Source organism: Flavobacterium gelidicaeli (assembly GCF_013294005.1).
Lineage (GTDB): Bacteria > Bacteroidota > Bacteroidia > Flavobacteriales > Flavobacteriaceae > Flavobacterium.
On the sequence record NZ_JABSNK010000004.1, the window covers coordinates 417,110 to 428,340 of the forward strand.

The window sequence follows — 11,231 nt, forward strand, 5'->3', positions numbered from 1 at the left end:
GTGGGTATTGGTCGCTAATTTTGGAAGTATGCAACTTAATACTTTTTAAATCCAAAAACAGTTAAACAACAAGTTAATATTATTTTTTAACCTTAAGAACTAATTTTAGTTTGTACTTGAAACCATCATCATCAGTAGCGATAATATTATTTGCGTTTATTTGTTCAAAAATAATATCTTTTTTTCTTCCATTTTTTTGCATTAGCGTTCCAAGACCAGTATTCCCTTCAATAATTCCTTCTCCATGGACCATGTTTCCGTTTTCATCAGTACCTGTTATGGTAACTGAGTTAGGAGTTGTAAAACTGTCGATCGAAACTTGGCTAGTTTCTTTTGTAGATGCTTGTTTTTCGGGTGGTTTATTGTTAGTTTTCTCCCTGTGTTCACAACTAATATTAGTGAATATTAATAGTAGGATTATCATTTTTATAGCAATATTTGGGGTTTGCATTTTGTTTTTTCGCAAAAATACAACGCCGAAAAAGATTTACTTTACGGGAAACCTCATTTTGGTGTTTTTTTTTCGAAAATAATTTTATTAGCTTGTTATAGGGAATAAAAAAAGCTTCTAAGAATAGATCTTACAAGCTTTTTTTTTAAATATGCGGCAGTTAAATTTACGCTGTTTTTTTTGCAGTGAATACAAAATAGAGTCCAATTAATATAAAAGGAATACTCAACCATTGTCCTGTTGAAAGAATGTTACCTAAATCACTTTCAAAACCTCCTTGACTTTCTTTAACAGATTCTACAATCATACGAACTGTAAATAACAATACTAAGAAAAGACCAAATAAGTATCCTGATTTAAGTCTTGCCTCTGTTTTCCAATATAAGAAGAACAGAATTGCAAATACAAATACATAACAAAAAGCTTCGTATAATTGAGCAGGATGTCTAACTGGAACTTGCGCTAAATAACTCGCAAACTGCGGATCGTGTACTATTGCTTTATAAGCATCATTTGGGTTAGCCATTTTTGTAGCGTTTACTACATCTCTAGGGCTAAACTGATCACGAATAAATCGGATTCCAAAAGGTGAGGTTGTTTCTTTACCTATGATTTCAGAGTTGAAAAAGTTCCCTAGTCTTACAAATATTGCACCACTAGCTACTGGGATGACTACACGGTCCAAAATCCATAATAGTGGCTTGTGTAGTACTTTTTTACTAAAATAATACATGGCTACGATAATTGAAATAGCTGCGCCATGACTTGCTAGTCCTTGGAAACCTGTGAATTCCCAACCAGGTATGAAGCCAAATAGTAGACCATTTATATCTTCTCTTATTGGTAAAAGAATCTCAATTAAATGATTGCGAAAATATTCCCAATCGTAAAAAAATACATGACCCAAACGAGCCCCCAACAAAGTAGCAAGTACTGTCCAGATAAAAAGAGAGTCTAATTTTTCAATAGATTCACCTTCACGTTCAAAGATGTTTTTCATGATATACCATCCCAATCCAAATGCGATTACAAACATAAGACTGTAGAAACGAATCATAAAAAAACCAAGATCAATTCCTTCTGATGGGTTCCAAACTATATTTAAAGCGTGTGTCATTATTTTTTTATTTTATGTAAAAATACATTTTTTGTCAAGAGTTTCGGTATGAAATTTACGTTAAAAATTGACTTTAATTTTCAAAGTTACATTGTGATTTTTACTCATGAGTACATTTCTTTTTAGGAACAGGATCATAACCTGTTTTTCCCCATGGATTGCAACTCACAATTCTTTTTATGCCTAAAAATCCACCATAAAATAAACCATGTTCTTTCAAAGCTTGAATCATATAAGTAGAACAAGTAGGTTCAAATCTACATGCAGCAGGTGTTAAAGGTGATATAACAAGTTGATAAAAACGAACCAGTACCAAAAATGGAAATATGAGTATTTTTTTCAACATTGTTTTCTTAATTACAGTTACTACTATACCGTAAAAGTAGTACCTTCTTTACCATCTTTTAATTGAATTCCTATAGCAATTAATTGATCTCTAATTTGGTCAGACAAAGCAAAGTTTTTATCAGCACGCGCTTGATTACGCATGCCAATAAGCATGTTTACAGTTCCTTCTAACTTATCAGTACTACTGTCAGCTATTTTTTCATCTTCTAGACCTAAAACATCAAATATAAAAGCATGCATCGTAGCTGCTAAGGAAGCTAAATCTTCAGTAGTTAGGGTTTCTTTATTGTCGTTTATCAAGTTGATATAACGAACCCCTTCAAATAAATGTGCTATTAAAATAGGGGTATTAAAATCATCATTCATTGCATCGTAACAAGCTTGTTTCCAACTTGCAATATCTAGTGAGCTTTTAGTGCTACTGTTTAAAGTTTTAAGAGTGTCAAGAGATTCCATTAATCTTTTGTATCCTTTTTCGGCAGCTACAATAGCATCATCAGAAAAATCAAGAATACTACGATAATGTGCTTGCAACATGAAAAAACGTGCTACAGATGCAGAAAAGGCTTTGCTAAGAATTGTGTTTTCTCCAGTCAAGATTTCTCTTGGTAAAATGTTATTACCAGTAGATTTTGCCATTTTTTTACCGTTTAGTGTAAGCATGTTAGCATGCATCCAGTAATTTACTGGTGTTTGACCCGTACAAGCTTCGTTTTGAGCAATTTCGCATTCATGATGAGGAAATTTTAAATCCATTCCACCACCGTGAATATCAAAATGATTTCCTAGGTATTTAGTACTCATTGCAGTACACTCTAAGTGCCACCCTGGAAAACCATCACTCCATGGAGAAGGCCAACGCATGATGTGTTGCGGTTCGGCTTTTTTCCATAAGGCAAAATCTTGCGGGTTTCTCTTGTCAGATTGTCCGTCAAGATCGCGGGTGTTAGCTAACATGTCTTCAATATTTCTTCCGCTCAAACGTCCGTAATGATTTGTTTTATTGAATTTTACAACATCAAAATAGACAGATCCATTTGCTTCGTAACCTATTCCCGAGTCAATGATTTTTTTAATAATTTCAATTTGCTCAATAATATGTCCTGTTGCAGTAGGTTCAATACTGGGAGGTAAGAAATTAAAAGCTTTTAAAATTTCATGAAAATCAATGGTGTAGCGTTGTACAACTTCCATCGGTTCTAATTGTTCTAAACGCGCTTTTTTAGCAATTTTATCTTCACCATCCTCTGCGTCATCCACAATATGGCCTACATCTGTAATATTGCGTACATAGCGCACTTTATATTCAAGGTGCAACAGGTACCTGAAAATCACATCAAATGACATGAATGTTCGTACGTTTCCTAAGTGTACATTGCTGTAAACCGTAGGGCCACAAACATACATTCCAATATTTCCTTCGTTGATAGGTACAAAAGTTTCTTTTTCTCCCGAAAGAGAATTGTATATTTTCAGTGTTTGACTTGTATATAAAGGCATGTTTGTTTTTTAGTAGCTATTCCTGCATTTTGTTTCAATTCTTTTTATTTTTGATGAAAAAATATAAAGGATTTTACACTGTATTCAGGTCTAAGCTATTGTTTAATTAATCAAATAATTTATTTAATCTAGAATTTTGTTTCTAATTTAATATAATCTAAAAACTCTCTTCTTGCTTGAGGATCTTTAAATTTACCACCAAATTCAGAGGTTACCGTACTGCTTTCAATATCGTTAATCCCTCTTGAATTTACACAAAGGTGTTTCGCATCAATTACACAAGCAACATCTTCTGTTCCTAATGCATTTTGTAGTTCTTGAACTATTTGCATTGTTAAACGCTCTTGTACTTGTGGTCTCTTAGCGTAATATTCAACAATACGGTTCATTTTTGAAAGACCAATTACTCTCCCATTAGAAATATAAGCAACATGTGCTCTACCAATAATAGGCAATAAATGGTGCTCACAAGTAGAATATAAAGTGATGTTTTTTTCTACTAACATCTCTCCGTATTTGTAATTGTTGTCAAATGTTGATGCTTTGGGCTTTTTAGCAGGATTCAATCCACCAAAAATCTCTTTAACAAACATTTTTGCTACACGATTAGGCGTGCCTTTCATGCTATCATCAGTTAAATCCATTCCTAAAGTCAATAGAATGCTTTCAACGTCTTTCTTTATTTTTTCAATTTTTTCCTCGTCAGTAATGTCAAATGCGTCGTCTCTTACTGGGTTTGTTGCACATGAAGCGATATGATTATCACCTATTTCATCATGTAATTCTTCCTTATTTATCATTAAAAGCTACTGTTATTTTGTGTATAATTTCAGGGCGTAAAGATAATTAATAAAAACTAAAGATTTTCTAAAGGTTTTATTAATTAATGATCTCTTTTTAAAGCCAGATTAAATGCATGCATTTTGGGTCGTTAGATAAAAGTAAGAAAGGCAATAACAGTAATTATGTTATTGCCTTTTATGATATTAAAAATAGCTTTAGTAAACTTGTATTTATAAAAGTAAACTAAGTCTTTTTTATCTTGCGTTATAGGTAGTAATGGCTTCTTTTAAGATTCGTACTGCTTTGATCAAATCGTCTTTCTTTAATACATAAGCAATTCTTACTTGGTTTAAACCTACTCCAGGAGTAGAATAAAAACCAGCTGCAGGCGCTACCATAACTGTTTCTCCGTTAAAATCGTAACTTTCTAAAAGCCATTGTGCAAAATGATCTGCATTGTCAATAGGAAGTTCAGCGATACAGTAGAAAGCTCCTTTTGGGTTGGCTACTTTTACGCCTTCAATTTTCTTAAGTTCAGTTATAAGGGTATCTCTACGTTCTCTATATTCTGAAATTACTTCGTCAAAATAACTTTGTGGTGTGTCAAGAGCTGCCTCACTTGCAATTTGTGCAAATGTAGGTGGGCTTAATCTTGCTTGAGCAAATTTCATTGCAGTAGCCATAAGTTCTTTGTTTTTAGAAACAATACAACCTATTCTTGCGCCACACATGCTGTACCTTTTTGAAACCGAATCAATCATGATTGCGTTTTCTTCTAGTCCAGGGATATTCATTACAGAATAGTGAATATCTCCATCATAAGTAAATTCTCTATATACTTCATCAGCAATCAAAAACAAATCATGTTTTTTTACGATTTCAGCAAGTTGCATCATTTCTTCTTTTGAATACAAGTAACCGGTTGGGTTTCCTGGATTACAAATAAGAATAGCTTTTGTTTTTGGAGTGATTAATTTTTCAAAATCTGCAATAGGAGGCAATGCAAAACCTGTGTCAATTGATGAAATTACAGGAACTACAGTTACACCAGATGCAGTAGAAAAACCATTGTAATTTGCGTAAAATGGCTCTGGAATAATGATTTCATCACCTTGATCCATAGTACTACCCATTGCAAACAATAAGGCTTCTGAGCCACCTGTTGAAACGATAATGTCTTCTGGATTGATAGGTAATCCTGATTTTTTATAAAACTCAGATAATTTATTTCTATAGCTTTCAAAACCAGCTGAGTGACTGTATTCTAATACTTTTATATCAATATTTTTTACAGCTTCCATGGCAACTTCAGGAGTTTTAATATCCGGTTGACCTATGTTTAAATGGTAGACTTTATTTCCTTTTTTCTTAGCAATTTCTGAATAAGGTACTAATTTACGTATTGGTGATTCAGGCATTTTAGCACCTTTGTTTGATATCTTTGGCATATTTCTAATTGTTGAATTGCAAATTTGCGATTTTTTTTTCGAACTTAAAATTCGTAATCTATCTATTTAGTGTTAAATAAGAATTAATAAGACTAATTTTTGCTAAATTTATGAAAATGATCCTTTATGAAGAAAATCATCTTATTTGTTTTTTTATTTTTATCCAATGGCACTCTTACTGCTCAATCTGGTTTTTTATTTAAAAAAGACGTGAATAAAGTTGGAATTCCATTTCAATTAATTAATAATCTGGTATTTATTCCGTTAGTGGTCAATGGAGTCGAATTGACTTTTTTACTCGATTCAGGAGTCGAAGAAACTATTTTGTTCAGTTTAGAAGACACAAAAGGACTTGATCTTAAAAATAAAGAAACTGTAAGTCTTGTAGGTTTAGGAAGTAAAGAGAAAATTGAAGGATTAAAATCTACAGGAAATCTTCTTGAAACAAAAGGGATGATTTCTAGAAACCACCTTTTATATGTAATACTAGATCAGGATTTTAATTTGTCCTCGCATGTTGGAATTTCTGTGAACGGAATAATAGGCTACTCATTTTTGAAAAATAATCTCATCGAAATTAATTATCAAAAACGTAAAATATTCTTTTATAAAGAAACAGCTAAACGGAGAAAAAGAATAAATAGAAAATTTACTAAAGTGCCTATAACTATAGAAGGTGCTAAGCCATATGTATATAGTAATGTAGTTTTAGAAAATTATAAAATCCCCGTTAAACTATTAGTAGATATAGGAAATAGTGATGCTGTTTGGCTTTTTCAACATAAATTAGCAACGATTGAGCTGCCTCCAAAAAACTTTGAAGATTATCTAGGTCAAGGTTTTAGTGGCGAAGTTATAGGTAAAAGAGCTAAAATAAAAGCTTTTGAAATGGCAGGATTCCAATTTGAAAATCCTATTACAGCATTCCCTGATAGTGTTTCTACCAAACATGTCAAGATGGTTCCTGATCGATTAGGGTCTGTAGGTGGAGAAATTTTTAAACGTTTCACAGTTGTTTTAGATTATAAAAATGAAGCATTGTTTTTAAAAAAGAATAGGAGCTATAGTGCACCTTTTACCTATAATAAGAGTGGTGTAGAAATTAAGCATATTGGAATGCAATGGGTCAAGGAAACCGTTCATCTAAAATTACAACCTAAAATTACTGAATATAAAGAAATTGCAATCCAAGAAAAGAAAACAGATTTTCAGTATAAATTTAAACTCAAACCAGTCTATGTAATTAGCAACATAAGAAGGAAATCAGCTGCCGAAATTTGCGGTTTGCAGGAAGGAGATATTTTGATAAAAATAAATGAGAAACTCACACACCGTTTTTCATTACAGGAGTTAAGTCGTTTTTTAAAATCAGAAGAGGAAAAGTGGATCAGTTTAGAAGTAGAGCGCAACAGTCAATTATTGAAATTTAGCTTTCAATTAAAAAATTTGCTGTAATAAAAAAAGCTTCTTGATTTTATGTCAAGAAGCTTTGGTGTTATTATTTAATAAGGATTAGTTGGCTACAACTTCCCCTTTAATTTTTAAAGGAATTCTACCTTCAGGATAGTTAATGGCATTAGACTCTACCGTAATTGTTTTTCTAATTGGTCCTGGAACCATATTGTACTTAACCTCTATCTTGCCTGATTTCCCAGGTAATACACTGTCATTTTGTTTTGATAAAATCGTACAGCTAGAAGTAGATTGTACTCCTGTTATAATTAATGGAGCGTTTCCTGTATTAGTAAAAACAAATGATCTTACACCGTTATCTTGGGCTTTTGATACGGTTCCGTAGTCAAGTGTATTGTTGTCATCTTTAAACTCAATTTTAGCTCCGCTTTGTGCAAACCCAATACTACTAAATAATACGACTGCTATTACTGTTGCTATTTTTTTCATTTTTAAATGTATTTGTTAAAGTAAATATAGTTTCTTTTAATTACTACACAAATTTTTATTTCTCTTTTTATAGTCTACTTAATTATTTACTTTTGTTCCCTATAAGAATTACAATAATTAGACCAAAGTACAATAAGTACGTTTAATGACACTTCAATAGCTTGCGTGTCAGTTAAATATTAAGTACTTTGATCACCAATTTAATGATTAATCGAATCCACTATACAATGACAATTCCTGCACAATTTGACGCTAAGACTATTGAAGATAAATGGTATGCCTACTGGATGGAAAATAATTATTTCCACTCAGAGCCAGATCATAGAACACCTTATACTATTGTAATTCCTCCACCTAACGTAACAGGAGTCTTGCACATGGGGCATATGTTGAATAATACTATTCAAGATGTTTTAATTAGAAGAGCTCGTCTTAAAGGGTTTAACGCTTGTTGGGTACCAGGTACAGATCACGCCTCTATTGCTACCGAAGCTAAAGTTGTGGCTAAATTAAAAGCCGAAGGAATCAATAAAGCAGATTTATCTCGTGAGGAGTTTTTGAAACATGCTTATGACTGGACTGACAAATATGGTGGCGTTATTCTAGAACAATTAAAAAAACTGGGAGCTTCTTGTGACTGGGAACGTACTAAGTTTACGATGGATCCTGACATGTCAGCTTCTGTAATTCGCTCTTTTGTTGATTTATATAACAAAGGATTGATTTATCGTGGGTACCGAATGGTAAACTGGGATCCCGAAGCGAAAACAACTTTATCTGATGAAGAAGTTATTTTTGAAGAAAGACAAGGAAAATTATATTTCATACAATACAAAATTGAAGGAAGTGAAGACTTTTTAACGATAGCAACAACGCGTCCAGAAACTATTTTTGGAGATAGTGCCATTTGTATCAATCCAAATGACGAACGTTTTGCTCATTTAAAAGGAAAGAAAGCCATTGTTCCTATTTGTGGTCGTGTGATTCCTATTATCGAAGATGAATATGTTGATATCGAATTTGGAACAGGATGCCTAAAAGTGACTCCAGCTCACGATATGAATGATAAAACGCTAGGAGAGAAGCACAACTTAGAAATCATTGATATATTCAATGAAGATGCGACTATGAATAGTTTTGGTATGCATTACCAAGGAAAAGATCGTTTTGTTGTTCGTGATGAAGTTGCTGCAGAATTAGAAAAAATTGGAGCACTTGCAAAAACAGAAACGCACTTAAATAAAGTAGGAACCTCTGAAAGAACCAAAGCTGTAATCGAACCAAGACTATCAGATCAATGGTTCTTAAAAATGGAAGATTTAGTAAAACCAGCGATCAAATCAGTTTTAGTAGATGGAGATATTAAATTGCATCCTGCTCGTTTTAATAATACGTATGCACACTGGTTAAATAATATCCGCGATTGGAATATTTCTCGTCAATTATGGTGGGGACAACAAATTCCTGCTTATTTCTACGGAGATGGGAAAGAGGATTTTGTAGTTGCCGAAAATATTGAAGATGCTTTAAAGTTAGCACGTGAGAAAACTTTAAATATTAAACTTGAAACAAAAGATTTAAGACAAGATGTCGATGCATTAGACACTTGGTTTTCTTCTTGGCTGTGGCCAATGTCGGTTTTTGGCGGAATTATGGATCCAGAAAGTGAAGATTTTAAATATTATTACCCTACGAATGATTTAGTTACGGGTCCAGATATTTTATTTTTCTGGGTTGCGAGAATGATTATTGCAGGATTTGAATACACAGGTAAAAAACCATTTACCAATGTGTATTTAACGGGATTAGTTCGTGATAAACAAAGACGTAAAATGTCTAAATCATTAGGGAACTCACCAGATCCACTAGATTTAATTGAAAAATTTGGTGCTGATGGAGTTCGTGTAGGATTGCTTTTGAGCGCTTCTGCAGGGAATGACATCATGTTTGACGAAGAATTATGTAATCAAGGAAAAGGGTTTACCAATAAAATATGGAATGCTTTTAAATTGATTAAAGGATGGGAAGTTTCGGATACTATTCCGCAACCAGAATCATCTAAGGTAGCGATCGAATGGTATGAAGCTAAATTGCAACAAACGCTTTTAGAAATTGAAGATAACTTCGAGAAATATAGAATTTCAGAAGCATTAATGGGAACTTACAAATTAGTTTGGGATGATTTCTGTTCTTGGTTCCTTGAAATGATTAAACCAGCATACCAACAGCCTATTGACAGCGTAACTTTTGCGAAAGCGATAGAAATGCTTGAAAATAACTTAAGAATATTACATCCGTTTATGCCGTTCTTGACCGAAGAGATTTGGCAAATATTAGCTCCAAGAACAAAAGAAGAAGCTTTAATCGTTTCCACTTGGCCTGAGTTAAAAACCTTTAACGCAGCTTTAATTACCGATTTTGAAAACACAATGGAAGTGATTTCTGGAGTGAGAACGATTCGTAAAGACAAGAACATTCCGTTTAAAGATGCAATTGAATTAAAAGTGATTAATAATGATAACGTAGCAACTTATTTTGATTCGGTTGTAACCAAATTAGGTAACATCACAGCATTAGAATATGTTACTGAAAAAGTGGATGGCGCATTATCATATCGTGTAAATTCGAATGAATATTTTATTCCAATTACGGGAAATATAAATGTAGAAGAAGAAATTGGAAAACTGACAACAGAATTAGAGTATACAAAAGGATTTTTGAAATCAGTTCAAAATAAATTGTCTAACGAGAAATTTGTAAACGGAGCTCCTGAAAAAGTTTTGGCAAACGAAAGACAAAAAGAAGCCGATGCTTTAGCAAAAATTGAAACAATAGAGCAAAGTTTGGCTGGTTTAAAATAATAACCATAATTATAGTATTGCAAAGCCCCATCTTAATGAAAAATAAGATGGGGCTTTTGTTTTTATGTAGGTTACGAAGCTCAATTTTGCAAGCTTTGAATGCTATATTTCAGGGTTTTACCGATAAACGACAAGGCTAATGTATTTCATAGGGTTTTTATTCCTTTAATCGATAGATGTATTCTTTCAATTTATTAGTTTATTACTTTTGTTGCTTATTAGTGAAATACCACAACAATACCACAATAATTCCCCATGAAAAAATTATTTAGTTCTACTTATAGTAAAAACTATTTCGATGGTTATGCTATAGGTTCTAATCCGCTCTTATCTTTAGAGGGTAAAAAAAGTAAAGCATTTGTAACCGGTTTTAAGTCGGGCCGCTTAGATTACGAAAATATGAATGGTTTAATTTGTTACGGAATCCCACAACGCATTATCACTGAAAAAATTTTAGAAGACTTCCTTATTGCAGGTATGTTTGGCTTTGATATTGATGCTGAGGGTTACACTGTTTTTCAGATTAATATAATTTCACAATGGTATCAAAGTGGTGTGGAGAAATACGAGCCAGAACAAAATTTAATTTTAGAGGCATTACTTAATGCGAATAATATTGAAATGAGCTTGGCCCACCAATAGTTATTTTTAAATAGTTTTAAAAAACAAAAATCCGTAATAATGCATGCACTATTACGGATTTTTTTAGGTCTAATTTTTATCGTTCTTAGATTCAAGTGATAAATGCAACACTCCTTATTTGTTTAAATAAAGCCTACTGATAAGACTTGAAGATCTAGATCTTCAAGTCTTATCAGTAG

10 protein-coding genes are annotated in these 11,231 nt (G+C 32.6%); 3 read left to right on the forward strand and 7 right to left on the reverse strand.

Features of this window, described 5'->3' with window-relative positions:
• Positions 1 to 79 precede the first annotated feature (79 nt).
• The 6 genes from HNP99_RS08680 to HNP99_RS08705 form a co-directional block, all read right to left on the reverse strand.
• Positions 80 to 424, reverse strand: coding sequence for a hypothetical protein (locus HNP99_RS08680; protein WP_173852972.1), 345 nt, complete (start codon positions 422 to 424; stop codon positions 80 to 82).
• A gap of 193 nt (positions 425 to 617) precedes the next feature.
• The gene (gene lgt / locus HNP99_RS08685) at positions 618 to 1,568 is read right to left on the reverse strand and encodes a prolipoprotein diacylglyceryl transferase (RefSeq protein ID WP_173852973.1); all 951 of its coding nucleotides are present in this window, start codon (positions 1,566 to 1,568) and stop codon (positions 618 to 620) included.
• Positions 1,569 to 1,668: 100 nt separating this feature from the next.
• A complete protein-coding gene (gene yidD / locus HNP99_RS08690) occupies positions 1,669 to 1,914 on the reverse strand; it encodes a membrane protein insertion efficiency factor YidD (protein ID WP_173852974.1) in 246 nt (81 codons plus the stop codon).
• Positions 1,915 to 1,937: 23 nt separating this feature from the next.
• Positions 1,938 to 3,416: a cysteine--tRNA ligase gene (cysS, locus tag HNP99_RS08695; RefSeq protein WP_173852975.1), complete on the reverse strand. Its 1,479-nt coding sequence runs from the start codon at positions 3,414 to 3,416 to the stop codon at positions 1,938 to 1,940.
• Between the two features lie 128 nt (positions 3,417 to 3,544).
• Positions 3,545 to 4,216: a GTP cyclohydrolase I FolE gene (folE, locus tag HNP99_RS08700; protein WP_173852976.1), complete on the reverse strand. Its 672-nt coding sequence runs from the start codon at positions 4,214 to 4,216 to the stop codon at positions 3,545 to 3,547.
• A 237-nt stretch (positions 4,217 to 4,453) separates the two neighbouring features.
• Complete coding sequence (locus tag HNP99_RS08705) at positions 4,454 to 5,647, reverse strand: pyridoxal phosphate-dependent aminotransferase (protein ID WP_173852977.1); 1,194 nt, start codon at positions 5,645 to 5,647, stop codon at positions 4,454 to 4,456.
• A 126-nt stretch (positions 5,648 to 5,773) separates the two neighbouring features.
• Between HNP99_RS08705 and HNP99_RS08710 the strand changes: the two genes are divergently transcribed.
• A complete protein-coding gene (locus HNP99_RS08710) occupies positions 5,774 to 7,102 on the forward strand; it encodes a PDZ domain-containing protein (protein ID WP_173852978.1) in 1,329 nt (442 codons plus the stop codon).
• Positions 7,103 to 7,159: 57 nt separating this feature from the next.
• Here HNP99_RS08710 and HNP99_RS08715 read toward each other — a convergent pair whose 3' ends face one another.
• Entirely contained in the window at positions 7,160 to 7,549 is a 390-nt protein-coding gene (locus HNP99_RS08715; RefSeq protein ID WP_173852979.1) for a DUF1573 domain-containing protein, read from the reverse strand.
• A 227-nt stretch (positions 7,550 to 7,776) separates the two neighbouring features.
• Here HNP99_RS08715 and HNP99_RS08720 point away from each other — a divergent pair, with 227 nt between their 5' ends.
• On the forward strand, positions 7,777 to 10,410 hold the full coding sequence (locus tag HNP99_RS08720; RefSeq protein WP_173852980.1) for a valine--tRNA ligase: 2,634 nt from the start codon (positions 7,777 to 7,779) through the stop codon (positions 10,408 to 10,410).
• A gap of 255 nt (positions 10,411 to 10,665) precedes the next feature.
• Positions 10,666 to 11,052, forward strand: coding sequence for a hypothetical protein (locus tag HNP99_RS08725; RefSeq protein WP_173852981.1), 387 nt, complete (start codon positions 10,666 to 10,668; stop codon positions 11,050 to 11,052).
• Positions 11,053 to 11,231: the final 179 nt, after the last annotated feature.

Excerpts from the sequence above, each read along its gene's own strand:
- HNP99_RS08680 (WP_173852972.1), bottom strand. The coding sequence starts at position 424 with ATGATAATCCTACTATTAATATTCACTAATATTAGTTGTGAACACAGG.
- lgt (WP_173852973.1), bottom strand. The coding sequence starts at position 1,568 with ATGACACACGCTTTAAATATAGTTTGGAACCCATCAGAAGGAATTGAT.
- yidD (WP_173852974.1), bottom strand. The coding sequence starts at position 1,914 with ATGTTGAAAAAAATACTCATATTTCCATTTTTGGTACTGGTTCGTTTT.
- cysS (WP_173852975.1), bottom strand. The coding sequence starts at position 3,416 with ATGCCTTTATATACAAGTCAAACACTGAAAATATACAATTCTCTTTCG.
- folE (WP_173852976.1), bottom strand. The coding sequence starts at position 4,216 with ATGATAAATAAGGAAGAATTACATGATGAAATAGGTGATAATCATATC.
- HNP99_RS08705 (WP_173852977.1), bottom strand. The coding sequence starts at position 5,647 with ATGCCAAAGATATCAAACAAAGGTGCTAAAATGCCTGAATCACCAATA.
- HNP99_RS08710 (WP_173852978.1), top strand. The coding sequence starts at position 5,774 with ATGAAGAAAATCATCTTATTTGTTTTTTTATTTTTATCCAATGGCACT.
- HNP99_RS08715 (WP_173852979.1), bottom strand. The coding sequence starts at position 7,549 with ATGAAAAAAATAGCAACAGTAATAGCAGTCGTATTATTTAGTAGTATT.
- HNP99_RS08720 (WP_173852980.1), top strand. The coding sequence starts at position 7,777 with ATGACAATTCCTGCACAATTTGACGCTAAGACTATTGAAGATAAATGG.
- HNP99_RS08725 (WP_173852981.1), top strand. The coding sequence starts at position 10,666 with ATGAAAAAATTATTTAGTTCTACTTATAGTAAAAACTATTTCGATGGT.